Consider the following 24,083-nt stretch of genomic DNA (forward strand, 5'->3'; position numbering starts at 1 on the left):
TTAGATGTGCCACTTTGAAACACGGCCTGACGTGAATTGTTGCCGCGGGACACAATTCACTTCCCTTAAAGAAACAAAGCCCGGCCCGGCACGGATTGTTGCGAAATAATCCGTGCCCGGGCCGGGCAGTCAAAGGGCTACGCTGACAGTTCCACGGCTATCGCAGCACCTGTCCGGGCGGACTTTTCTGCCGCGTCAGCCAGGATCAGGGCAGCACGGCCGTCCTCGAAGCCAGGACTCCGCGAGGGAAGCCCGCGGACAGCGCGCAGGAACTCTGCGACCTCAAGCCGGTACGCCTCCGCGTAGCGTTCCAGGAAGAAGTTCTGGTACGGCCCCATCCCCTCCACCGTCCTGGCACCCCAGTGCCGGACCAGGCTGTCGTTCTTGTTGGCCACGTGAAGCAAGCCCGCGGATCCGAAGGCTTCTATTCGCTGGTCATAGCCATATGCGGAATGCCGCGAGTTGAAGATGGTCACAAGCTCATCTTTCGAACCCCGCAAGGTCACCACCGTCGAATCGAAGTCGCCCGCCTGCCGGATGCCGTCACTGAAGACGTTCGCGCCTGTGGCCGACACCTCCACGATGTCTGGAATGAAGTAGCGGGCCATGTCCAGATCGTGAATAGTCATGTCCCGGAAGATCCCGCCGGACTGGGGCAGATAGGCCGCTGGCGGCTCCCCGGGATCGCGGCTGGTGATGATCAGTTGCTCCAAGGCTCCGATCTCGCCAGCCCCCACACGCCGCCTGAGCTCCACGAAATGCCTGTCAAAGCGCTTGTTGAAGCCCAGGGCGATCGGGATATCCGTAGCGGCCGCCTTGGCCCGGAGTGCATCGACCCGCGCAATTTCCAGGTCGATGGGCTTCTCGCACAGAACCGGGATCCCGGCGTCGATCGACTGCTCAATGAGGTCCACGTGAGTGGCCGTGGGAGACGCCACGATAACGGCATCGACCTCCCCGGAGGCAAAAACCTCTTCCGGGTCGTCACTCACACGCCCACCGTATTCGGCGGCTGTTCGCTTGGCGCCCTCTATTAAGGGGTCGCACACCCAGGCCAACGTCGCTTCTTCAAGGGTTGCCAGGCTCATGGCATGCACTTGACCGATCCTGCCGGTCCCGAACAGGCCAACTCTGATCTGTTGCGTCATTGCAGGTCTCCAGATGTTGAAGTGATGTTTTAGTCGATCTTTTGCCGGCCCAATCTGGCATAAACATCCGGACGCTTTGAGCGCAGGAAGTAGGCATAAACGATCCCGCCGAAGAACAGCGCGAACGTGAAGGTCATGAAGATGGCAGTCATAACGGCCGATCCGCCGATCAGTTCCGGATAATTCGCGATGGCCAGGTAGGTAATCAAGCCAAGGAAGATCACGCTGACGATGGGCGCCACAATCGTCTTCCACACAGATTCAGGAGCGAAACTGCGGCGGCGGACAAAGTAAACCATGACGGCGAAGCTCGTGATGAACATCAGGAGCAGGACCGAGAAAGTGCCGCTTCCGCTCGCGATCGGGTAGAGGGCTTCAGGCGGAACCCCCACCACAGTGAACACCACCGTGGCTACGGCCCAGAGCAAGCCAACGCCTACTGCTGAAACGTAGGGGGACTTGTGCCGCGGGTGCACACGACCCAAAGCCTTGGGGAGTGCCCCATCAGCGGCCAGCGAGAAACTGTAACGGGCCGCGATGTTCTGGATCGAGAGCATTGAGGCCAGGATCGAAGTGATGAGCAGGACTACGCCGATGTCAGCGAAGATCTTGCCCACCAGCGTCGTGGCGCCGTCGTTGAACAAGTTCACGGTGTTGGCCTTGGCCGCTTCCTGGACGTTGTCCGCTCCCAGGAATGCGGTGTAAGCCCACGCAGCCACCGCGTAGAACAGGCCGATGCCCACCACGGCCAGGTAGGTTGCCCTGGGGATGGTCCTGTCCGGGTTCTTGACCTCGTCGCGGTAGATGACCGTTGCTTCGAAACCGAAGAAGTTCCCAACGGCAAACAGCAGCGCAAGGCCCAATCCGGCGTCGGTTATCCAAGGCATGGAGAAGCCGACGCCTTGTGAGACGTCACCTGAGGCGAACGCCGCGACATCGAAGATGATGACGACGGTCGACTCGAGCAGCATAACCACCGTCAGCACCTTCGCGGAAAGGTCGATCCGGTTGTAGGCCAGCAACGTGGTGACGACAATGATGCCCAGGCCGTACCAGTACCACGGGATATCCGGACCGCCCAGGGTATTGACCACGAAGCTCTGCAGCGTGAGGGCGAACAGTGACGGAGCAAAGAAGCCGATGAACACATACCCAACCAAGGCCAGGAGCGCCCCGCCCAAGCCGGCTGGCTTGCCCAGCCCTGCCGTGACGAAGGAGTAGAAGCCGCCGGGAGCTTCGACGCTCCGGCTCATCTTGACGAACCCCACCGAGAAAATCAGCAGCATCAGCGTCACCAGGAGGTAGATCCCCGGAGCGGTGTGGCCACTGAAAAGAAGCATCACGGGCAAGGTGCCCGCAACGGTGGTCAGGGGGGAAGAGAACGCGAGCACGTTCATCACGAGCTCGCCGACCCCCATGTTGCCGCTGAGCTTGTGTTCCTGGGTCTGGGTAGGCGTTATCGGCTTCCCTTTTGTTGAGCTAGACATGTAATCCTCGTCGCGAAATTTTAGAGTGCTGAATCACACTACCGACGCGGATTGTGGGAGTACTGTACCAGCCTGAGACACGGGTTTTGGGGCGGTTCCACCCAACTTCTTCAGGTCAACAATGTCGTTCAGTGGCTGGTCCGCTTTCCACTGCTGCAGGTTCCTCGCGAAGCAGTCCACAACCCGGCCACGCCATCCGATCAGGTCTCCGGATGCGTGGGGCGAGACCAGGATATTGTTGCGGCTCCACAGCGGATTTTCTGCCGCCAGCGGCTCGTTCTCGAAGACATCCAAGGCCGCTGCACCCAAGTGGCCCGCATCGATGGCATCAAGGAGGTCCTGCTCCACCACAACCGCTCCACGGCCAACATTGACCAAGCGGGCACCCGGACGCATTTTGTCGAAGCGGGCAGCGTTGAACAGACCGCGGGTCTCCTCGGTGAGTGGCACGGTCAGCACAACGTCCTGGGCTTCTCCGAGGAGTACGTCCAGTTCGTCAAAGGAGGCGATCGCGCCCAGTTGGGAATCCTCACGGGCAGACCTGCCGACGACGGTCACGTCCATGCCCGCTGCCCGCAACAGCAGCACAGTTTCGCGCCCCACCGGGCCCGGACCGACCACCAGTACCTTGCGGCCCAAAAGGGGTTCGGTCTCGCGGTGCTGCCAGGTCCGTGCCTGCTGCAACTCGATGGTGCGACGCAGGTCCTTGGTGAACATCAACAGCACGCCCAGGACCCACTCAGCGATAGGGCGTTCACACACTCCACGGGAGTTGCTGACCACGATGTCGCTGTTGATGATCTCCTCGGTCATGAGACTGTCCACGCCAATGCTGGAGGTGTGGATCCAGCGCAAGTCCCCGGGGCCCACTTCGCGCAGGAGCTTGGTCCGGAAATCGTTGAGGAACAGGATCTCCGTTCCCGGCAGCGCCGCCCGGAACTCATCCGCCGTCCGGACCACCAACACTTCGGCTTCGGTCTCCAGACGTTCCACGGGAGGAACCGGGCGGCCCTCCTGGACAATTGCAATTACCTTGGGTCGTGACACACCTTCTCCTTTCAAGGGGCCGCTCCCAGACGGGAACGGCCCCACCATCCGTGCTTAGTGCTCGCCGCGGCCTACCAGCCGCCCTGCCAACCGCTCATCAGGCCGTAGGGCAGCCGCTGGGGCTCCTCGTCCGGCAGGCCCTTGAGGAAGTCGAAGTCGCAACCTTCATGTGCCTGGTTGACGTGGTCGATAAAGAGCCGCCCGTAGCCACGGCGGTACTTCGGCTCGGGCAGCTTGAGCTCGGCGAGCCGGGCCTCGATCTCTTCCTCAGGAATATCGAGGTCAAGGCGCTGGTTTTCCACGTCCAGCACAATCGGATCGCCATCGCGGACAATCGCCAGAGGGCCGCCCACGGCAGCCTCCGGAGACACGTGCAGCACGGTTGTGCCAAACGCGGTGCCACTCATGCGGGCGTCGGAGATGCGCACAATGTCGCGGATTCCCCTGCGCAGCAGCTTCTCCGGAATGGGAAGCATGCCCCATTCCGGCATGCCGGGAGCTCCCACTGGACCGCTGTTGCGGAGTACCAGCACGGAATCCTCGGTGATGTCCAGGTCAGGATCATCGATCCTGCGGCCGAGGTCGTAGATGTCGTCAAAGACAACTGCCGATCCCTTATGCTGCAGCAGGTCCTTGGAGGCTGCGCTCCGCTTGATCACCGCACCGTTAGGGGCCAGGGAACCACGGACGACGGCGATGCCGCCTGAGGCGTCGAAGGGCGCCTCGAGCGTGCTCACGACGACGCCGTCCGGCTCGGGTGCCGAGCTGTAGCCCTTTTCGAGGGACTGGCCGGTGACCGTGACGGCATTCCTGTTCAGCAGCGGGTCCAACGCTTTTAGCACAGTGGGAATGCCACCGACCTGGAACAGTTGCTGCACCAAGTACTCGCCGGAAGGACGGACATTAACGATCCGCGGCGTCCGCTGCGAAATTTCGTGGAACCGGTCCAACTCCAGTTCGTAGCCAACCCTGCGGGCCAACGCCAAAAGGTGAACCACTGCGTTAGTCGAGCCACCCACGGCCATGAGCAACGTGATGGCGTTATCGAACGCTTCCTTGGTCAGGATCTCGCTGGGCTTCGGACCTGACAACGCCATTTCCACCGCCCGGCGTCCGGTGGCTTCCGCTGCCTGCCCGCGGCGTGAATCGACGGCGGGAATGGACGCAGTGCCGGGAAGGCACATGCCCAACGCCTCCACGAGGGACGTCATAGTGGAAGCCGTACCCATCTCGCTGCAGTGGCCGGCGGAGGGCTTGGCAGCGGACTCGAGTTCGTCGAAGTCCGCCTCCGTGATCTTGCCCGCCCGCAGTTCGTCTGCGTACTTCCACGTGTCCGTGCCGACGCCCAATTGCTTGCCCCGGAAGTGGGCCGGCTCCTGCGGGCCACCCGTAAGCATGATTGTCGGGATGTCGGCGCTGGCCGCGCCCATGAGCTGGGCCGGAACGGTCTTGTCACAGCCACCGAGCAACACGATCGCGTCCAGCGGGTAGGCCCGGATGGATTCCTCAACGTCCATAGCCATCAGGTTGCGGAACTGCATAGCAGAGGGCTTCATCAGGCTCTCACCCAAGGAGATGGTGGGAAACTCCAGCGGCAAACCGCCGGCCATCAGTACACCGCGCTTCACGGCCTCGGCAAGGAGCTTGAAATGGATGTTGCAGTTGACCAGTTCGGACCAGGAGTTGGCAATGCCGATGACCGGCCGGTCCTTAATGGCGAAGCGCGAGAAGCCTTCGGCCTGGATGGCTGTGCGGTGCACGAATCCCGTGAGGTCGTGTGGCGCGAACCATCGTGCGCTGCGGAGGTCGTTGTAATTCGACTCGGACATATCCTTCAAAGCTCCTTGGCTTGTTTGTCTTTATGAGGTCTTGGGTAAGGCAGCTACGCGGCGGATGTGCCGCCATCGAACGCCATGCTGGTGCCGGTGGCGAAGGTGCCGTCCACCGCCAGGAAGTAGATGGCCGCTGCCACTTCTTCCGGATCCGCGAGGCGGTTCAGCGGGATGGTGCTTTCCTTCTGCTGGAGGGCCAGGATGGGGTCCGGTTCGGACTCCAGGCCCGAGCGCAGCATTGGCGTATCAATCGGTCCAGGGCAGACGACGTTAACGCGGACAGAGGGAGCCAGTTCCAGGGCCAGTGCTTTGGTAAGCCCCACGACCCCGGCCTTGGCGGCGCAGTAATGGGCCAGTCCGGCTACGCCCATGGTTGCGAGGTCCGAGGCAACATTGACGATCGCTCCTCCCCCGGCTCTGCGCAGGTGGAGTCCCGCTTCCCGGGCGACGTAGAACGTACCGGAGAGGTTGGTGTCCAGCACTTCGCGCCAGCGGTGCTCGTCCAGGTCCTGGAGGGCCGCATAGCCAGCAACGCCCGCGGCGTTAACGGCCACGTCCAGCCCACCGAGGGAGTGGATCGCGCCCCGGACTCCATTCCTGACTGATTCGGCGTCGGCAACGTTGGTGACTACCTGGTACGCACCGCCGTCGATGTTGTCCGCAACGCGCTGCAACTCGCCGGCGCGGCGCCCCATGAGCGCCACCCGGGCACCCCGCGCTGCGAAGAGCTTTGCGGTCGCTTCTCCTACGCCGGACGTTGCACCCGTGACGAGCACCCGCAGCGGTTCGGTGCGAATTTGTTGATTGCGGTGCATCATCGTCGAAGGGCTCCTCTTTGTTGGCGTTGCTGGACTATTACGTTCCACTCAAACAGCCGGAAGCCTTCGCGGGATGTCTCAGATTGAGACACAGCGCACGCTCCTTGCCTTCATAGGCTGATCCGCAGATGCCGCATCTCTGAGCGGCACAACATAGCCGAAGAGCGGCAAAAACTAAGGAGTCCACTTTGGAAGACCAGAACCGAATTGGTGTTGGCCTGATATCGGTGGGGTGGATGGGGCGCCTGCATTCCCGCGCATACCTCGCCACCAAGCAGTTCTTCCCTGAACTGCCGCGCCACCCCGAGCTTGTGATCGCCGCAGATCCCGACGACGCCGGCCGTCACCACGCCGAGGACGCGCTCGGTTACAAGGAAACGGCCACCGACTACCGCAAAGTTCTCGAGAACCCGGACGTCGACGTCGTCTCGATCTGCTCCCCCAACTTCCTGCACCACGAAATCGCTCTGGCAACCATCGAAGCCGGCAAGCACTTCTGGATCGAGAAGCCCATGGGCCGCAGTGCCCAGGAATCCCGCGAGATCGCCCAAGGTGCCGAGGCTGCAGGACTCATCACGTCCGTGGGGTTCAACTACCGGCATGCACCGGCCGTGGCTGAAGCCAGGCGGCTCATCCGCTCCGGCGCGCTGGGCAAGGTGACCAACGTGCAGATCCGCCTGCTCACCGGCTACGCCTCCGACCCGACGCAGGTCTTCACGTGGCGTTACGAGCAGGCACGGGCGGGCTCCGGTGTCCTGGGCGATGTGCTCAGTCACGGTTTTGACCTTGCACAGTTCCTGGTTGGGCGCATCACTTCGCTCAATGCCGTCACGGAAACCTTCATCAAGGACCGCCCACTGCCGGCTGGCAATTCCTCCAACTCCTTCGACATGGGCCAGGCCTCGGATGTCACCCGTGAGGTGGAAAACGAGGACTACACGGCCATGCTGGCCCGCTTCGAAGGCGGCGCGATCGGCATGTTCGAATCCACGCGTGTAGCCATTGGCCCGCACGCCGAATACATCATTGAGGTGTATGGCACGGAAGGCTCGCTGCGCTGGAACTTCGAACGAATGAACCAGCTTGAGCTCGCCACCGACCGCAGCGGTTACCGAACCATCATGACACCGCCGTCCTACGGCGAATTCGGCCGCTTCCAGCCGGGTCCTGGTCCGGGCATCGGGTTCAACGACCTCAAGACCATCGAGGCCGCGCTGTTCCTGCGTTCGGTGGCCGAAGGGAAGCAGCTGGGACCCTCCGCCGCCGATGGTTGGTCGGCTTCGGAGCTGGTGGATGCCTCCTTGCGCAGCGCCGGTTCCGGGGACTGGGTGGAGATCCCGGAAGTCTCCGGAAACACGACCTACGGAGCCTAAGCCCCTGGGTCACGGAAGGAGGCCGGATCGCCATGATCCGGCCTCCTTTTGTGCTTACGTTTTTCGAGCCTATTTAGGGCGGGCCGCCTTAGTCCAGGGCGCGTCCAATCCGAACGTATCCGGCTTCTGAGGACCAGCGCCAGGAAGATGCCGGCGACTATCGACGCGTAGGGGATCAGAAGCAGAACCGTCAGCAGGAGCGGATCCCCGGCCACTAACAGCTCCATATTGAAGGAAGCTGTCAACAAAGCGAACCCAATCCCTGCCAGCGCCACGATCGGGGCGATCAGCGTCCGCCAGAACGACATCGAGGACTTGTTCCTGCGAAAATACACTATGACCGCAATGGCCGTCAGGCAGAGCAAAAGCAGCATCCCATAGAACGCAACGCCGGCCGCCGCGGCATACAGGGAATTCTCGTCGCAGCCCGAGAGGACCAGGACCAGCAGGACAAGCAGGAGAACGGCCCCAACTGTCACAGCGGCGCGGTGCGGAGACCCATGCTTGAGGTGCACTGCCGCGATGGACCTCGGAAAGATGCCATCGACGGCAAGGGAGTGGGTGTAACGGGAAAGGATGTTCTGGAGGGACAGGCCTGAGGCAAAGAAGCTGGTGACCAGAAGGATGGCGATTACCTGGAGGCCGGCACTATGCCGTACGCAGAGCAGGAGCAATAAGACAGCCCGCTACTAAAAGCCAGAAAGGAGCCGGATCGCAATCCGGCCTCCTTTTGCTGCGCTGAAACTTGTGCGGTGAAACTACTTGGCGAAGCGGAACAGCTTCTTGTTGGCAAACTCCAGCATGCCCACCTTGCCCAGTTCCCGGCCGTAACCGGACTTCTTGACGCCGCCGAACGGCACGTCCGCACCGCTGAGGTCGTAGGCACCCACGAACACCATGCCGACGTCGAGCTGATTGCCGACGCGCTCGGCGCGGTCGACGTCGTCGCAAATCACCACGGAACCAAGGCCATACGGCGAGGAATTCGCGAGCTTGATCGCTTCATCGTCGGTGCTGACCTTGTAGAGCTGTGCAACGGGACCGAACAGTTCCTCGCTGTAGACGTCCATGGACGGGGTGATGTTGGTGATCACCGTCGGGGTAAACACGTTGCCCTTTGGCTCATTGTTGCCCACCAGGATTTCGGCGCCCTGGTCCAGCGCACCCTGCACCTGGGAAGCCAGGAACTTGGTGGCTGAATCGGAGGACATCGGGCCGAAATCGCCGTTCTCGTAGGACTGGCCAGCAATGGCGGCCTTGAACTTCTCCGAGAACTCGTCGAAGTACTTGTCCAGCACCACGATCCTCTTGGAACCGTTGCACGACTGCCCCGTGTTGCCCATGCGGCCCATGACGGCCTTCTTCACCGCGAGGTCCACGTCGTCAGTGTCCAGAACCAGGAACACGTCGGCTCCACCAAGCTCGAGGACGCACTTCTTCAACGCGCGTCCGGCCTGCTCAGCGACGATCGCTCCCACCTGCTCGGAACCGGTGAGCGAGACACCCTGCACACGGTCATCGGCAATGATGTCCGAGATCTGCTGGTGCGTGGCAAAGAGGTTGACGTAGGCACCCTCCGGGAAGCCTGCATCGCGGAAGAGTTCCTCCAGGGCCAACGCCGACTCCGGGCACTGGCTGGCGTGGCGGACGATCACCGTGTTGCCCAGGATGATATTTGGAATCGCGAACCGTGCCACCTGATAGTAGGGGTAGTTCCACGGCATGATGCCCAGGATCACGCCGAGGCCCTGGTAACGGAAGAAGCTCCTCAGCCCGTCAGCAACCTCGAGTTCCTCGTCGGCCAGCCATTCTTCAGCGTTTTCAGCGAAGGCCGAAGCGATGGAGCCGGAGAACTCCGCTTCGCCTACGGCCTGCTGGAGCGGCTTGCCCATTTCGCGGTTGATGATGGCGGCAAGCTTGTCCTTGCGCGCAACGAACAGGTCCGCGAGGCGCTTGGCCATGGCCGTGCGTTCGGCGACCGTAGTGGTGCGTGACCAGTCCTGGTAGGTCTTCTGGGCTGCGCTGAGTCCGGCCTCGACTTCTGCGTCGGTGGCTGCGGGGTACTCGGCGTGAATGGTTCCGGTGGCCGGATCAGTAACGGCAAATGCGCTCATGATGAATGCTCCTTGGTCAATAAATCCCGTAAAAGAGACGGGCGGGACCGCCAGAGCGGTCCCGCCCGGTGCGCTTAGCGCGTTTCAGGTGCGGTGGTGGCAGCGTAGAAGCGCTGACGCTCACGGCCCTTGAGGTGCTTGGCGATACCCTCCAGGGTGTCGGGTCGCTCCGAGGTCATCGGAGCTCCAACGTCCCAGAAGGCGCCGTTGCCGGAAAGGTAGCGCCACGGCTCCACGCGGGCCACGATCACAGCAGGGCCTTCGACTTCCTTCGCCTCGGTGAGGGCGGCCGAGAACTCCTCGATCGTCGTCGTGGACCAGGCAGCACAACCCATGCTGGCCGCGTTGGCCGCGATGTCGAAGTCGAGGATGGCCCCGTCCAGTCGGCCGGACTCTTTGCTGCGTTCCCGGTATTGGGTGCCGAATTCGCGGCCCGGACCGCCCTTGGCAACCTGGAGGGGCCAGATGCACTGGTGTCCGCGGTTGTCGATGACGATGGTGATGATCTTCTTGCGTTCCTGGACAGCCGTGACCAGTTCGGTTGGCTGCATGAAGTAGGTGCCGTCACCGATCAGGACATATACCTCGCCCGGCGCATCGGGACGGGCCAAACGGTAGCCGAGGCCAGCCGGGATCTCATGGCCCATGCAGGAGTTGGCGTATTCAAAGTGAATTTCGGTGCCGTTGGAGGGATCCCACGCCTTGTGGATGCCTTCAACCACGCCGCCGGAGCCCAAAATCAGGGCGTCCTCGTTGGTGGTGCGCTTGTTGAGGACGTCGATCACCTGTGCCTGGCTCATCAGTTCGCCGGCGAAATCCTGGAGATCGTGCTTGCGAACTTCCAGCGTGGCCTTGCGTGCGTCGGCCACGTCGCTGCGGAACTCGTCCGACGTCGAGTACCCGACGGCGGCGAGCCGCTCGCGCAGGGCGGCCAGGTTCAGCTTGGCGTCACCGATGACGGGGAACGAGCCCATCTTGTGGGCGTCGAACGAACCCACGTTGAGGTTCACGAACTTAACGTCCGGGTTCTGGAACAGCGAGTGCGAGGCCGTGATGAAGTCCTGCAGGCGGGAGCCCACGGTGACCACAACATCCGCACCGTCGGCGATCTCGTTGGCGCCCACAGTTCCGGTCACACCCAATGCCCCGAGGTTAAGGTCGGTGATGGGGCCGCTGCCCTTGCCGGCGTAGGTCTCTGACACCGGGATGCCGAACTCCGCGCTGAAGCGTGCCAGTTCTTCCTGTGCCTTGGAGTAGCGGACGCCGCCACCGGCGATCAGCAGCGGACGCTTGGCGTTGCGGATGATTTCGGCGGCGTCGCGCAGCTCGTCCTCAACTGCCGGGCGACGGCGGATGTGCCAGACGCGCGGGGTGAAGAAGGACTCCGGGAAGTCGAACTCGGCACCTTGGATGTCCTGCGGAAGGCAAACCACCACGGCGCCGGTTTCCACAGGATCGGTGAGGACGCGCATGGCCTCGGGGAGGGTGGACAGCAGCTGGGCCGGGTGGGTGATCCGGTCGAAGTACCGGCTGACGGGACGGAAGCAGTCGTTGGCGGACACGTCGCGCTCAACGGGGTGTTCGATCTGCTGCAGCACGGGGTCGCCGAACCGGTTGTTGATGATGTCCGCGGGGAACAGCAGCACAGGGAGTCGGTTGGTGGTGGCTGTGGCGGCGCCGGAGACCATGTTGGTGGATCCCGGACCGGCTGAAGCGGTGCAGGCCAGGGTGGCTGCACGGTTGGAAGCCTTGGCGAAGCCGATGGCCGCGTGGACCATGGACTGCTCGTTCTTGCCTTGGTAGTGCGGGAAGTCCACGCCGTATTCGTCGATGCCTTGGGCCAGGCCCACGGAGTTGCCGTGGCCGAAGATGCCGTACATGCCGGCGATCAGGCGCCGATTCTCGCCGTCCAGTTCGCTGTACTGGACCTGCAAATACTCAACAATCGCTTGTGCGACAGTGCGGCGGCGGACGGCCTTTTTATCGGCTGTGATATTGACCTCGGTGCCGATATCAGCAGCGGCTGTGCTAGTCATGGGTTCTCCTAAATTCGTAGGTGCGTCGGCATTTGCAAACCGATTCGCCCGAACATCAGGTTTTCACCATGGGGATGCCAAGTTGTGTCCCAGTTTGGGACGCAGCGACCCATGTGCCCCGACACCAAAACAACAGCAGCCGACGGCGGCACGTAAGTACCGCCGTCGGCTGCTGTTTGGTTGTCCGCTTAGTCGAAGCGGTAAGGCTCCTGCGGACCCACGGAGGGCAGCGGCCGGGGCCGCTCACAGGTGCTTTCGATCTCTATGTGCTTACCCTGCTCCGATGATGCCTCGAAGGCCAGGAGGACCTCCAACACGTGGTAGGCGAAGTCGCCGCCCGTCCGGGGCTCCAGGCCGTTGCGGATCGCGTAGCCGAATTCGGCCAGGCCGATGCCGCGGTAGGCGTCGTCACGGTGGGTGATGGGCGTTTCGCGCCAATCGCCGCCGCCGGGAGGCGTCATGTCCAGCGCAAGGTCGCCAGGCTCGCCGCGGCGCAGCACGGGGGCTCCGGAGAAGTGGTCCGGGTTCGGCGCCGCCAGCGAGCCACCTGTCCCGTAGATCTCCAGGTGCGGCAGATTGTGGTTCCAGATGTCCCAGCTGACGATCACGGTGGCAGCAGCGCCGGACTCGAAGTCAAGAGTGCCCGTGACGTGCGTCGGGGTCTGGATCTGGATGACTTCACCCTCTTTGCCCGGGCGGGGACGGGTCTCGGAGGAACGCGGCGTTGTCGCGGATACCCGCTTCACCGGGCCGAAGAAGTTCACAAGGTTGGTGATCAGGTACGGCCCGATGTCCAGCATGGGGCCTGCGCCGGGGCTGTAGAAAGGGTCCACGTTCGGGTGCCAGTGCTCATAGCCGCGGCAGGCGAACGAGGCGAAGGCTGCCACCGGCTCGCCGATCCAGCCGTCGTCAATGAGCTTGCGGCTGGTCTGCATGCCGGAACCCAGGAACGTGGTGGGCGCGGAACCTACCTTGACGCCGGCTTCCCGTGCTGCGTCCAGAATCTGCTTGGCTTCCTCAAGGGAGGTTGCGAAGGGTTTTTCGGAAAGGACGTGCTTGCCGGCAGCGATCGCCTGGAGCGTGACTGGTGCATGGAGCTTGGGCGGCGTGAGGTTGAGGACCAACTCTACGTCCTGATCTGCCAGTAGCTCGTCCGGGGTGAGAGCCTTGGGAACGTCGTACTCGGCAGCGCGCTTCCTGACTGCCTCCGGGTTCACATCCGCGAGCGCCACGATCTGGACGTCGGGGTGGACGCCGATCTTGTCCAGGTATTGGTTGAGGACGTTTCCGACGCCGATGATGCCGACTCGAATGGGTTCCATGTGAATCTCCGTTTAATGATTGGTGGAACATCCCGGGGCGAGGAATATACCTCGCCCCGGGATGAGTTGCGATAGAGCGGTGCTAGTGGCGATAGCTCGGTGCTAGCCGGCCAGGCGTTCCTGGCGGGTCTGGGCCGTTGCTGCTTCGTCGACGGCGCCGTCGGTGATGACCACGCCGTAGTGTGCGGCCGCGGCTTCGAGGGTCACGCGTGATTCGCGATAGTCGTCGAGCACTGCCAGGACGTCGCGTTCCAGCGGGTCGCCGTAGCCACCACCGCCGGGGGTGATGGAGACGACCTTCTCGCCCGACTGCAGGTCGTAGCGGCCCACCACGGGGATTTCGTGGCGTTCGCCGGTCTCGAGGTCTTCCACCCAGGCTGAGGGCTCGGCGCCATCGTGGCCGCCACGGACACCCTTGGGCGGATTGATCTTGCCTTCGATGCCGTAGGTGAGGGTGACACTCTCGCCGCGGGGTTCCATGGTGACACGCGTGGCAAGTCCGCCGCGCTGGCGGCCGGCACCGCCGGAGTCGGCCACCAGGGTGCGTTCGTGGACCAGAATCGGGTAACGCTGCTCGTCCACTTCCACGCTGTCGTGGTACAGGAGGGCCCCGCACACGGGTCGCTGGTAGGTGGGCCAACCATCAACGTACGGGGTGGCCGGACCACCGACGCCGCCTACCAGGATTTGGTTGACATAGGGGTTGCCGTTGCGTTCGTCCGTCCCGGAGATGACCGACTTGGCAGGCGCCTGGCCGGCTGCGCCCTCGGCGGTGCCGTAACCGTCGTCGATCTGGGAGAAAGCGGCCTGGACGATGTTGACCACTCGGTCCGCGAGGTTGGTGGTGCCCGACGAGCAGGAGTAGGGGTGCTTGGGAACACCCACGGCGCAGCCGTCACGCAGCAGCACCTCCACGCGACGGAAGGTTCCGGCGTTGCTCGGCAGGTTCTCCGGGATGCCGGAAAGGATCCCGGCCAGCGCGGCGCCGGTGGCCGTTGCCTTGGTGAGGTTCAGTCCGTTAGGCAGGTTGTCCGGGTTGTCGCGGAGGTCGATCACAACCTTGCCCTGCTTTGGCTTCACCTCGAGGGTTGCCTGCAAATGCACGCCGTCCGGGCCTGTGCCGGGGAAGGGATCGTGGGTGGAGGTGCCGTGTAGGACGTATTCGGGCAGCTTCTCGATCGCGCTGGCCGTCAGGCGCTCGGAGTAGTCGAACCAGGCGTCCACGAAGTCCACCAGGTCATCCACACCGAACTTTTCAGCGAGTTCGTGGATGCGGCGCTCGGCGATGCGCGAGGCTCCAACGGATGCCAGGTAGTCGCCGTACCACTGGTCGGGAACACGGATGCGGGACCGGCACATGCGGATGATGTCGTCGATGTCCGTGTAGTCGCGCTGGATCCGCACGCAGGGGAAGATCAGCGCGCCTTCCTCATACACGTCCCGCGCGGTGGCAAAGAACGTGGTGGGAAGCGAGTTGCCGCAGTCGGCCTGGTGGGCCTTGGTCACGGCGGTGAAGAGGTGGCGGCCCTGGATGAAGATGGGTACCAGGATCACGTGGTCTGCAGCGTGCGAGTTACCCATGTAGGGGTCGTTGTGCAGGAACGCATCGCCTTCCTTGATGTCTTTGTGCAGCTCAACCATGTCTTCGCCCAGCGGGCCGGCACCGAAGACGTGCACGGGCACACCTTCGGCGGCAGCGAGCAACTGGTTGTCCGCAGTCAGCACGGCACAGGAGAAGTCGCGGGCCGTGTTGATGACGGATGAGCGGGCGGAGCGGAGCAGGCCGCTGGTCATCTCGCGGACAATGCCGTCGAATGCGTTGGCAAGGACCGAGAGCTTTACGGGATCGAATTCGCGGGTCACGGTTACGCCTCCTTACGGGTGAGGTAGATGTTGGATCGTTCATCGAGCGTGGCGTCCCACTCCGGCGGCACGACGATGGTGGTGGTGGGCTGATCGATGACGGCCGGTCCTACGATCTTGTCGCGTGGGGCGAGCGTCACGCCGCGGTAGCGCTGGGTGCTGAAGGGTTCGCCGCCAAAAACAATGCTGTCCGTGCGGTGGATTTCCGCGGTGCGGCTGAGTTCGCTCTCGGACTTGGTGTGCTCCGACCGGGGGATTTCCACGCGGACACCCCAGGTGATGATCTCCACGCGGCTGTCCGGATCGTGGGTGCCGTTGCGGCGGTCGTGCTCCTCGTGGAAGGCGCGCTCGATGATGCCTGCCGCATCGCCGGAGGTGTCCGGGGCGGCGTCGAGGTAGACGCGGAGGTCCCAGGCCTGCCCGGGGTAACGGGCGTCCACGAAGTAGGTCACCTTGGGTGCTTCGCCCACGCCGTCGAACCGCTTCACGAAGACTTCAGCCTTGGCCGTCAGGTCCTCCACTGCCCGGGAGGCCGAACCGGCGTCGAAACTGCGGGTGTCGTTGTGCAGCGGCGAGAGGAACTCGGTAGCGATCGGTGCGCGGTGGGCGCCGTAGGCGGCCAGGACGCCGGCGGTAGCCGGGATCAGGACGGTGTCGGCTTCCAGGAGCCTGCCGATGATCGCTGCGACCATGGCGCCTGCGCCACCTCCAGCAACAATGAGCGCACCCCGGGGGTCAACGCCCTGCTCGAGAGCAGACTGGCGGATGGCGGTAGCCATGTGGTTGGCGGAGACATCAAGGATGGCCTGGGCGGCCTGCAGGGTGTCCATCTTCAGCGGCCCCGCGATGCGGGTGTCAATGGCCTTAATGGCAGCCTCTCGGTTCAGGGTAAAGCCACCTTCGAAGCCCTCTGTGTCGAGGTAGCCGAGCGCCACACAGGCGTCCGTGACGGTTGGTTCTTCGCCGCCGCGGCCGTAGGCTGCCGGGCCGGGGGTGCTGCGCGCACTCTGCGGGCCTACGCGAAGGAGGCCACCGCCGTCGATCCAGGCGATGCTGCCGCCACCGGCGCCGATGCTCGAGACTGCCACGGAGGACAGGCCAGTGAGGTGCCCGACGAACGGCTCGCCCAGCCAGGCTTCACGGGTGTGGCGGACCACGCCATTCTCGACCAGGGACACATCGAAGGTGGTGCCGCCCATGTCGCAGACAACCACTGTGTCGTGGTCCGGAGCCGCCGCCGCGCCAACCAATGGAGCCATGGACGGGCCGGAGTTCAGCAGCAGTACCGGGCGGTCCAGTACATCGGCAACGTCGAGGACGGCACCCTCGGAGGTAACCACCAGCAGGTCGCCGGCGAAGCCGTACTTCTGGAGGTCGGAGCGGAGCTTGCCCAGGTGGTCAGCCATCAATGGCTTCAGGGAAGCATCGATCGAGGCTGCCGAGGAGCGGCGGTATTCACGGATGGTAGGGTTTGCCGCGTTGGAGAGCGTGTACGGAACGCCGGGCAGGATCTCCTGGATCAGCTCGGCAACGCGCTTCTCGTGGGCATCGTTGATGATCGACCACAGGAAAGAGACGGCCACAGCTTCAATGCCCTGTTCCTTGAAGGAACCCAGGACTTCCCGTACCTGCTCTTCGTCCAGCGGCACCAGGATGTCGCCCTCGGAGGAGATGCGCTCAGTGATCTGGAAGGTCAGGTAGCGGGGAATGTAGGGCGGCGGGTACGCGGCTTTCGAGTCGAAGGCGTCACGACGGCCACCTTCGCGGAGCAAAAGGGTGTCGGCAAAACCGTCTGTGGTCAGCAGCGCTGTCTTGGCTACCTTGCCGGTGAGCACTGCGTTGGTGGCGTGGGTGGTGCCGTAGACAATGACGTCTGCATTGCACAGCACGTCGTCACCGCTCCAGCCAACGGACTCGGCAGCGCGGCGGACCGACGCTTCGAAGCCGGTGAACACGCGGTCGTAGGTGGTCAGCGCCTTGCCGACCGCCATGTCGCCGCTGTTGGAACCGACCACGACGTCGGTAAAGGTACCGCCGGTGTCGACGGCAATGCGGTACCGGGCCTCACCTGGTTGTGTCTGTACTTCACTCATGGGTCTTCATTACTTTCGTAGGGCTTGCAAGGGATTAGAGCTGGGGTTTGCCAACGGTGTTGCGGAGGAGTCCAACCTTGTCGATCTCGATTTCCACCGTGTCTCCCGGTTCCAGCCAGACAGGCGGGTTCCGCTTGGCACCGATGCCCTGCGGGGTTCCCGTGGCAATGACGTCGCCTGGTTCCAAGGTGAGGAAACTTGAAAGATAGGAAACGATGCGGGCGATCGGGAAGATCTGGTAACTCGTGTTGGAGCGCTGCACTTCGATGCCGTTCACGCGGGTGGCGAGGTCCAGGTTCTGGGGATCGCCCACTTCGTCCAAGGTGACCAGTGCAGGGCCCCACGGGGTTGACCCGTCAACGGCCTTGCCTGCCAGCCACTGGGTGCCGCGGTACTGCAGGTCCCGGGCGGTGACATCGTTCAGCGGTGCAAGCCCGGCAACGTAGTTCAATGCTTCTTCTTCGGGGACCTCGCTGGCCTTGCGCCCGATCACCACAGCGAGTTCACCTTCAAAGTCGAGGTTCTCGCTGACGTTCGCACCGCCGATCTCGTCCTCGGGCCCAACCATGGTGGAGGCGAACTTGGCGAAGACGTCCGGGTACTCCGGGAACGCGCGGCCGGTCTCGGCAACGTGGTCCTTGTAGTTCAGGCCGATGCAGAGCACCTTGGAGGGATTGGGCACAGGTGTTGTCAGCCGGATATCGGCCCGGACACCCACGTGGGCTTCCGGGTCCTGGCCGGCCAGTGCGCTGACCTCGGCCGAGACGGCCTGAAGCCGGTCGCCGTAGAGTTCCAGGAATTCCCGGACGGTGGTGGTGGCTCCGTGCACTGCCTGGCTGGAACCCTGCAGCAGCAGTTCCAGGTCGTAGACGGCGTCATCGATCAGGACGCCGCCGCGGATACCGGATTCGTGTTCGTAGGAAACGATCTTCATGGTTAGTTTGCGCCTTCCGTGGTGGGAGCGTCCGAGGCGACCGCCAGTACGGCGTCGGCCAGGCGATCAGCGATGTCGTCGACCACCTTTTCGTCCATAGGCGTGGACAGGGACAGCAGGTTGGCCGGAGAACCCAGCAGTCCGCGCTCGTAGGAGGCCCACCACAGCTTGTGCTGGGTGTGCTCGTCCACCTTCTCCGCTCCGGCCGGAACCGCGCGGAGGAGCGAGCCGCTGCCACGGATCTCCCAGCCGGCGTCGGCGATCCTGGCGTTGACCGTTTCGCGGGCGGTGTCGCCCAACTGGTTCAGGCGCTTGACCTCATCTTCGGTGTAGAGGCGAAGGGCCACGGATCCGGCGGCCATGCTGACCGGGTTGCCGGAGAACGTGCCGCCGTGGGGAAGGCTGCCCGGGCGGGTGGGGTCCACTTCGGCCATGAGCTCGGCCTTCCCGCAGACCGCTCCGACGGGGAATCCGCCGCCGATGAGCTTTCCCGTGGTCAGCAGGTCCGGGGAAACACCGTATTCACCGCTGAAGCCGTTGTAGCCGAGGCGGAGGCTGATGACCTCGTCGATGATCAGCACAATGCCGTAGCGGGTGGCGAGTTCCCTGGCGGTCCGGACGAATTCCTCGTTAATCGTGAGGAGGCCGGCGCGGTTGGGCAGCAGGTCCAGGATGATGGCGGCGTAGGCGTCCGGAGCGGATTCAACCGCTTGGCGCAGGAATTCGACGTCGTTCAGCGGCACCGCTGTGACGTCGTCGATCACGCCGCGGGTCACGCCGCGCTGGTAGGAGGGTCCGCCCGGAACCAGGGCAACCTCTGACGTTCCGTGGTAACCGCCCTTGGTGACGATGACGCGCTCACGGCCGGTGCTGGCACGGGCGATGCGGATCGCGGACATGACGGCTTCGGTGCCGGAGTTCGCGAAACGGACCTGGTCCAGCTCGGGAAAGCGGCCGAGCAGGAGTTCGGCGAGTTCCCATTCGTAGAGGTTTGGGATACCCCAGCTGGCACCGGTGGTGAGGGCCTTGGTGGCGGCTTCGGTGATTTCCGGTTGGGCGTTGCCGTGGATCAGGGAGGTGAAGTTGTTGTTCGCGTCGATCAGTTCACGGCCGCGGTCGTCCCACACCCGGTAGCCCTCGCCCTTGATGGCATAGGGGCTCGGTGCGCCGGTGTAATAGGTTGACCGGCCATAGCCGCCCGGCAGCAGCGGGAAGCCGCGCGGCCCACGGCGCAGGTGCGGATCCTCTGCGGGGTTCTGCAATGCAGCGAGGTCTTCCAAATGATTGGTGGTAGCCAAGTCGGGTTTCTCCAGTCTGTTGGTTCACAAGTCTTTTCAGTTAACGAGTCTTCTCAGTTCACGAGGTCGATGAGCGGCTGGCCGGTCAGCGCGAGGCGTACCCGCTCTACGGCACCGTCCTGCAGCGCACCCGTTGACCGGTTGGAACGCCAGGCGATGTGCGGCGTGAGGATGGCGTTGGGTGCCGTGCGCAGGGGGTGATCAGCGCCGAGCGGCTCCTGGGCGAAGGTGTCGATTCCGGCGCCTGCAATGTGACCCGAGGTCAGCGCCGAGGCGAGCGCGGCTTCATCGATGAGGCCGCCGCGGGACACGTTGACAATCACTGTGCCTTTTCGCATTTTGGCGAGGACGTCGGTGGAGATGAGGTTCGCGGTCTCGTCGTTCAGCGGCAGGTGGAGGGAGACGACGTCGGAATTCTCCAGGATGTCTTGCATCCCGGTCATCTCCACGAAGCTCTCCGTGACGAAGGGATCGTAGGCGCGGACCCGGGCTCCTACGGCCGAGTACATGCGGGCCACATGCTGCCCGATGCGGCCCATGCCCAGGACGCCGACCTCAAGCTCGGAGAGGACAGGGGTGTCGTAGCCGATGGATCCGGCCCAGCCAAGGTTGTCAATGGCGTCGTTTCCGGCAGGCAGCCGGCGCGCCAGCGCCAGGCCCATCGCGAAGGCATGGGAGGCGACTTCCTCCGACGCGGTGCCGGGAACGATCGAGACCGGGATGCCCGCTTCCGTGGCCGCGGCGACGTCGATGTTGTCGTAGCCGATTCCGTACCTGATCACTGCCCGGCACTTGCCCATCAGCGGGAAGTCGGCGGCAGTGAGCTTGGCGTAGGGCGTAATCATCACAATGTCGGCTTCGGGAAGCCCTTCACGGAAGGCGTCGGTGTCTGCCGCGGGGTTGAGTGTGTAACCGAACTCCTCCGCGAGCGCGTGCTCACGGTCCAGGTCCGGGAAATGGTGGGGGGCCACAAGAATGGTTCCCTGGGCATCGCGGGTCATAGTCAGTCGTCCTGTTCGTGTTCGTACCCTCGGTCGCTGCCGGACACTCCTTGGGACGGGTGCCGGTGTCGGGTGATTTCCAGTACAACGCGATATCGGGGCGGCCATCCGTGCCATATCGAGACACCGGGGTGGGACACTGTCCCACGCTGTTGCGTCGGCTGGGCGTTCGCCGCCGGGCAGCACAGGCGGCCACTGCCCGTTCGCACCGTTCGCCCCCCGGGCAGCGCGGAGCAGCCGGCCCCCTTTGGAGGTCGGCTGCTGCTCCCTGCGTGGCGTCAGAGGTCGAAGCCGCGGCTGCGGAAATAATCCATGCGCCGGTACAGCGTGGAACGCCCGATCTGCAAGGTCTCCGCTGCCAGGCTGCGGTTACCTTTTGCTTCCTGCAACGCAGTGCGCAGCTCGCTCAATTCTGCATCCTCCAGGCGGGAGAGCCTGCCCTTTGTCAGGACGCGGTGGAACCCTTGTGGCAGGTCGTCCACTGTTACCTCGGCGCCTTCCGCACGTTCGACGGCGTTGGAGACGGCGGCGCGAAGCTGGTCGATGTTGCGTGGCCAGTCGGCGTGGGTGAGGGTGGTGATGAGCCTCCGGGACAGACGCCGCTCCCCCAGCTCTTGCGCTATGGCGTTGGCCAGTTGCGGGATGTCTTCCCGCCGGTTGCGCAGGGGTGCCACGGAGATCTCGAGAACATCGAATGCCTCGGACAACAGCAACGTGGCATCCGTGGGACGTGTAACGGTGAAGATGATCCTGGTTGCGGAGTTGCCGCGAAGGTTGCGGGCGATCTCAATGGCTTCGTTCTGGGAGAGCTCATCGGCGTGCTCCACGATCAGCGTCGCGGGAAGCTCGGTGGACACCCTGTGCAGGACATCGTTAAAAGTGGCGTTCCTGAGGTCTCCGTTGCGGGCGTCCACAACCATCTGTCCACCACGCAGCGATGCAATGGCACCGGCCAGACGCAGCTTCCCGCTGCCCAGCTCACCGATCATCACCACGGACCTGTCCTGGTCTACGGCTTTACGCGCCAGGTTGAGTGTGCGTTTGAACTCCGTGCTGGTGCCATCCACGTGCTTCAGCAATCGTTCAGCGGTCCCTTCCGGCGATGATGCCAAGAGGAGCGGGGCGCTACCGGAAGCGACGGTGCGACCTTTGGCGGGAGCGTGGGGTCGAACAACAACAATGGCTCCGACGTTTGCAGCAGACAGCGTCACCGGTGAAATTTCCAACGTAGAATGTCCCGGGCCCTCCAGCATGACTTCACAATTCATCTCCCGGCCGGAGGACATCACGGCTTTGGCGTAGCCCGAGACTATGGAGAAATCGCCGTCCACCAACGTCGCTGTCGCCGAAGCGTTTTGGAGCGAGTTCTTGCCGTCGACGGCGATAACGGCCCGGTTGCCCCTGCGGCGCGAGATTCTGAGGTACTCGCTGAGGAGTGCCCGCTCCCTGGAAGAGGTCCGCACCTCAATGTCGCGCTCGATCCGTGAGGCAACGCCTTCGAGCATGAGCAGCGTGGAGGAAGGTTCCAGCGTGCTGACCCGGTTGGCAGGAAGCGTCAGCCCGATGACCGCCCGAACGCGGTTATGGAACGGATCCCGAACCAAAGATGCGAAACACCAGTTGCCCCGCATGTCCTCACGGAAGTGTTCTTCCGGGGCCAGCCAGACGCCACGCCCTTCTTCCAATGCCAGGCCTTCGCCGTTGCTTCCGCAGCTCTCCTCCAGCAGGGAGTACCCGGCGGGGAACCCGTCATCCCGCAGGAAATTGGCCTTGACCAGCACTCCGTTCGGGGCCGTGATGTTGACGTAACCGCCAAGGTCGGCAGCCACTTCATCCAGTTTCTGCAAGTGAGGGCCGGCCGCTACGATGGTGTACTCGTCCACCCGTCCCTCGTCAAAGAATCCGCGGTCGGCGAATGCATCGACGCCGGCAGCGCGGCTGCGGTACCAGGAGCGGGCGATCATGGGGCGGATACCGCTGAGGTCGGCGTGGGGTTGCATCAGGAAGAGCTCGCGGACGCGGTTGGTTTCACGTGGGTTTTCATTCGGCCACGGTGACAGTACTTCTGCAGACATTGGGGCAGGTTCTCCCTTTGTATATGCGGGTCAGGATGCCAGTGCCGGGCCGGTGCCGCCTGGCTCGATCTTTCGTGGGCGCCGCCGCGGCAGTATTGGACGGAATGCCTGCCGTGCGCTCCAGTTCTCGATCAGTGACGCGTTGTCCTCCAGCGCCCGTGCGCCGATGTACGCGGCAACCATTCCGGAAAGCCCGCTTCCGAGGATGACGTTGTTGTTGCGAGTGGCCCCCAGGCTCGTGTTTTCGGTGACCATTGCTTGCTCTCCGCTCAAACGAATTCGGATGGTGGGTGCATGTGCTCCGCGCCACTTCCCAGACTACCTAACTAACAGACGTTAGGGAAGTGCTGGAGGCAATTTACCTAACGAGTGTTAGGATGGCGAATTATGAGCGTGAAGTCCTACGAAGCCGCCTCGCGCGCCTTCGAATCGCAACTGAAGGAATGGAACTGGACAGGACAGAAGGCGGGCCGTCAGAACATCCTTGAGGCCTTCCTGCAGCTCGCCATCGCCAACGGTTTCAACTCCGTCTCGATGCGGACCATCGCAAACGCCGTCAACATCAAGCCGCCCAGCCTCTACTCGCACTTCCCTGACGGCAGGGACGAGATCGTTGCCGAATCTCTCCGCTGGCATTTCCATCGTTTCGGCGTCGCCTTGCTCGAAGCCATAGAGCCGGCCCGCAACGCGGACGAATTTTGGGACGCTATGGTCAAACTCCACTTCACGCGGCAAGTGCGATTGCCGGAAAGTAACCTGTGGGACCTCCTGGTTGCGACGGACAGGATGGCCGGAGTTCTCCCCAAGGAGCTGCGCGCCCAAGTCGATGACTGGGTCACGCTCCATGAACAAATGTACGAGGCGGCGGCCCGTGACATGGGTTGCCCTGACCCTGGGGAGCATGTGAAGGTGGTCATGACCCTATTGGAGGGTGCCACCCGCTGGGCCCCCCGCGACTGCACCGACGCCGAGCTTGAAGAGTTGGCGGATCGTGCCGTCACCTTGTCCCGGGCGATTTTGGCCGTCGACTTCGGGTCGGGAACACAATAGGCGACGCGGTCAGTCACCCTCGAGCACGGCCCGGCGGCTCGCCGAGCCGGCCTGCCCTCTTCCAAGGTGGTCCAGAGTGGCACAGTGCGGCAAGAGTCCCTCCCCATACTCTTCCTACTACAAAAAGCACTGAAAGTAGACCGGATCCGCCCGGCCAGTGAGCAACGCTGACTGGCCTTGGCGAACTGCTTGGGAGAACTGATGAACAGCTACTATCCACTTGCCCTCTTGCTGGCGCGGCAGGAACAAGCCGCCTTGAGCCAGCACCTTGCACACAGCGCCCTCCCCATGGCACCTACCCTTCTGGACGGCAAGCAGCAATTACGACGGCGATGGCTCGCATTGCGGGGACGGGCCGCTACCGGCCTTCATCGCATCGCGTGGGCCATTGCGCCCTTTGGCGACTAGCCCAGGCAAATGGTGCTACCAAGCTTGTGATGATAATTTTTGACCTCACGATTCTTGCCCATCACAGCTTCAAGACGTGATGCCCGGCGGCTGCTCTAAGAAGCTCGGTCACGGGTTTTATTCCTCCAGATAATGAGTATCACAGCCGCCGCGCTGACCGCGGCGCCGAGCATTGCAAGCGCCA

The 24,083-nt window shown here is 63.4% G+C and carries 19 protein-coding genes; 3 read left to right on the forward strand and 16 right to left on the reverse strand.

Features of this window, described 5'->3' with window-relative positions:
* Window positions 1-137: 137 nt before the first annotated feature.
* The 5 genes from iolG to ACIQC5_RS11655 form a co-directional block, all read right to left on the reverse strand.
* Complete coding sequence (gene iolG / locus ACIQC5_RS11635) at window positions 138-1,148, reverse strand: inositol 2-dehydrogenase (protein ID WP_400281990.1); 1,011 nt, start codon at window positions 1,146-1,148, stop codon at window positions 138-140.
* A gap of 29 nt (window positions 1,149-1,177) precedes the next feature.
* Window positions 1,178-2,635 carry an APC family permease gene (locus ACIQC5_RS11640; RefSeq protein ID WP_400281993.1) on the reverse strand — a complete coding sequence of 486 codons (1,458 nt, stop codon included), beginning with the start codon at window positions 2,633-2,635 and terminating at the stop codon, window positions 1,178-1,180.
* 33 nt (window positions 2,636-2,668) lie between these two features.
* Window positions 2,669-3,682 (reverse strand): D-2-hydroxyacid dehydrogenase, encoded by a 1,014-nt coding sequence (locus ACIQC5_RS11645; protein WP_400281995.1) that lies wholly within the window; start codon window positions 3,680-3,682, stop codon window positions 2,669-2,671.
* A 71-nt stretch (window positions 3,683-3,753) separates the two neighbouring features.
* Window positions 3,754-5,511, reverse strand: coding sequence for an IlvD/Edd family dehydratase (locus tag ACIQC5_RS11650; protein WP_400281998.1), 1,758 nt, complete (start codon window positions 5,509-5,511; stop codon window positions 3,754-3,756).
* Window positions 5,512-5,564: 53 nt separating this feature from the next.
* Window positions 5,565-6,332 (reverse strand): SDR family NAD(P)-dependent oxidoreductase, encoded by a 768-nt coding sequence (locus tag ACIQC5_RS11655; RefSeq protein ID WP_400282001.1) that lies wholly within the window; start codon window positions 6,330-6,332, stop codon window positions 5,565-5,567.
* 188 nt (window positions 6,333-6,520) lie between these two features.
* Between ACIQC5_RS11655 and ACIQC5_RS11660 the strand changes: the two genes are divergently transcribed.
* Complete coding sequence (locus ACIQC5_RS11660) at window positions 6,521-7,705, forward strand: Gfo/Idh/MocA family protein (protein WP_400282003.1); 1,185 nt, start codon at window positions 6,521-6,523, stop codon at window positions 7,703-7,705.
* On the opposite strand, the gene ACIQC5_RS11665 is transcribed toward ACIQC5_RS11660, so the two are convergent.
* The 11 genes from ACIQC5_RS11665 to ACIQC5_RS11715 form a co-directional block, all read right to left on the reverse strand.
* Window positions 7,702-8,379 (reverse strand): amino acid permease, encoded by a 678-nt coding sequence (locus ACIQC5_RS11665; RefSeq protein WP_400282007.1) that lies wholly within the window; start codon window positions 8,377-8,379, stop codon window positions 7,702-7,704. The genes ACIQC5_RS11660 and ACIQC5_RS11665 overlap by 4 nt on opposite strands.
* Before the next feature lie 84 nt (window positions 8,380-8,463).
* The gene (locus ACIQC5_RS11670) at window positions 8,464-9,819 is read right to left on the reverse strand and encodes an NAD-dependent succinate-semialdehyde dehydrogenase (protein ID WP_400282010.1); all 1,356 of its coding nucleotides are present in this window, start codon (window positions 9,817-9,819) and stop codon (window positions 8,464-8,466) included.
* A 74-nt stretch (window positions 9,820-9,893) separates the two neighbouring features.
* On the reverse strand, window positions 9,894-11,855 hold the full coding sequence (gene iolD / locus ACIQC5_RS11675; protein ID WP_400282012.1) for a 3D-(3,5/4)-trihydroxycyclohexane-1,2-dione acylhydrolase (decyclizing): 1,962 nt from the start codon (window positions 11,853-11,855) through the stop codon (window positions 9,894-9,896).
* A 188-nt stretch (window positions 11,856-12,043) separates the two neighbouring features.
* Window positions 12,044-13,177 carry a Gfo/Idh/MocA family protein gene (locus ACIQC5_RS11680; RefSeq protein ID WP_400282014.1) on the reverse strand — a complete coding sequence of 378 codons (1,134 nt, stop codon included), beginning with the start codon at window positions 13,175-13,177 and terminating at the stop codon, window positions 12,044-12,046.
* A gap of 102 nt (window positions 13,178-13,279) precedes the next feature.
* Window positions 13,280-15,040 (reverse strand): hydantoinase B/oxoprolinase family protein, encoded by a 1,761-nt coding sequence (locus ACIQC5_RS11685; protein ID WP_400282016.1) that lies wholly within the window; start codon window positions 15,038-15,040, stop codon window positions 13,280-13,282.
* A gap of 2 nt (window positions 15,041-15,042) precedes the next feature.
* Window positions 15,043-17,133, reverse strand: coding sequence for a hydantoinase/oxoprolinase family protein (locus ACIQC5_RS11690; RefSeq protein WP_400282019.1), 2,091 nt, complete (start codon window positions 17,131-17,133; stop codon window positions 15,043-15,045).
* Between the two features lie 34 nt (window positions 17,134-17,167).
* A complete protein-coding gene (locus ACIQC5_RS11695; RefSeq protein ID WP_400282022.1) occupies window positions 17,168-18,067 on the reverse strand; it encodes a fumarylacetoacetate hydrolase family protein in 900 nt (299 codons plus the stop codon).
* 2 nt (window positions 18,068-18,069) lie between these two features.
* On the reverse strand, window positions 18,070-19,365 hold the full coding sequence (locus ACIQC5_RS11700; protein WP_400282025.1) for an aspartate aminotransferase family protein: 1,296 nt from the start codon (window positions 19,363-19,365) through the stop codon (window positions 18,070-18,072).
* A 53-nt stretch (window positions 19,366-19,418) separates the two neighbouring features.
* A complete protein-coding gene (locus ACIQC5_RS11705; RefSeq protein ID WP_400282027.1) occupies window positions 19,419-20,366 on the reverse strand; it encodes a C-terminal binding protein in 948 nt (315 codons plus the stop codon).
* 278 nt (window positions 20,367-20,644) lie between these two features.
* Entirely contained in the window at window positions 20,645-22,441 is a 1,797-nt protein-coding gene (locus ACIQC5_RS11710; RefSeq protein WP_400282029.1) for a sigma-54-dependent Fis family transcriptional regulator, read from the reverse strand.
* 30 nt (window positions 22,442-22,471) lie between these two features.
* Complete coding sequence (locus ACIQC5_RS11715) at window positions 22,472-22,696, reverse strand: hypothetical protein (protein WP_309926663.1); 225 nt, start codon at window positions 22,694-22,696, stop codon at window positions 22,472-22,474.
* 132 nt (window positions 22,697-22,828) lie between these two features.
* On the opposite strand from ACIQC5_RS11715, the gene ACIQC5_RS11720 reads away from it, so the two are divergent.
* Window positions 22,829-23,491: a TetR/AcrR family transcriptional regulator gene (locus tag ACIQC5_RS11720; protein ID WP_400282032.1), complete on the forward strand. Its 663-nt coding sequence runs from the start codon at window positions 22,829-22,831 to the stop codon at window positions 23,489-23,491.
* Window positions 23,492-23,692: 201 nt separating this feature from the next.
* Window positions 23,693-23,899 (forward strand): hypothetical protein, encoded by a 207-nt coding sequence (locus tag ACIQC5_RS11725; RefSeq protein WP_400282035.1) that lies wholly within the window; start codon window positions 23,693-23,695, stop codon window positions 23,897-23,899.
* Window positions 23,900-24,083 lie beyond the last annotated feature (184 nt).

The sequence above is a fragment of the Paenarthrobacter sp. NPDC092416 genome (assembly GCF_044755025.1).
In the GTDB taxonomy this organism is placed as follows: Bacteria; Actinomycetota; Actinomycetes; order Actinomycetales; family Micrococcaceae; genus Arthrobacter.

Excerpts from the sequence above, each read along its gene's own strand:
- ACIQC5_RS11680 (WP_400282014.1), bottom strand. The coding sequence starts at position 13,177 with ATGGAACCCATTCGAGTCGGCATCATCGGCGTCGGAAACGTCCTCAAC.
- ACIQC5_RS11710 (WP_400282029.1), bottom strand. The coding sequence starts at position 22,441 with ATGTCTGCAGAAGTACTGTCACCGTGGCCGAATGAAAACCCACGTGAA.
- ACIQC5_RS11640 (WP_400281993.1), bottom strand. The coding sequence starts at position 2,635 with ATGTCTAGCTCAACAAAAGGGAAGCCGATAACGCCTACCCAGACCCAG.
- iolD (WP_400282012.1), bottom strand. The coding sequence starts at position 11,855 with ATGACTAGCACAGCCGCTGCTGATATCGGCACCGAGGTCAATATCACA.
- ACIQC5_RS11670 (WP_400282010.1), bottom strand. The coding sequence starts at position 9,819 with ATGAGCGCATTTGCCGTTACTGATCCGGCCACCGGAACCATTCACGCC.
- ACIQC5_RS11695 (WP_400282022.1), bottom strand. The coding sequence starts at position 18,067 with ATGAAGATCGTTTCCTACGAACACGAATCCGGTATCCGCGGCGGCGTC.
- ACIQC5_RS11720 (WP_400282032.1), top strand. The coding sequence starts at position 22,829 with ATGAGCGTGAAGTCCTACGAAGCCGCCTCGCGCGCCTTCGAATCGCAA.
- ACIQC5_RS11650 (WP_400281998.1), bottom strand. The coding sequence starts at position 5,511 with ATGTCCGAGTCGAATTACAACGACCTCCGCAGCGCACGATGGTTCGCG.
- ACIQC5_RS11655 (WP_400282001.1), bottom strand. The coding sequence starts at position 6,332 with ATGATGCACCGCAATCAACAAATTCGCACCGAACCGCTGCGGGTGCTC.
- iolG (WP_400281990.1), bottom strand. The coding sequence starts at position 1,148 with ATGACGCAACAGATCAGAGTTGGCCTGTTCGGGACCGGCAGGATCGGT.
- ACIQC5_RS11690 (WP_400282019.1), bottom strand. The coding sequence starts at position 17,133 with ATGAGTGAAGTACAGACACAACCAGGTGAGGCCCGGTACCGCATTGCC.
- ACIQC5_RS11725 (WP_400282035.1), top strand. The coding sequence starts at position 23,693 with ATGAACAGCTACTATCCACTTGCCCTCTTGCTGGCGCGGCAGGAACAA.
- ACIQC5_RS11705 (WP_400282027.1), bottom strand. The coding sequence starts at position 20,366 with ATGACCCGCGATGCCCAGGGAACCATTCTTGTGGCCCCCCACCATTTC.
- ACIQC5_RS11715 (WP_309926663.1), bottom strand. The coding sequence starts at position 22,696 with ATGGTCACCGAAAACACGAGCCTGGGGGCCACTCGCAACAACAACGTC.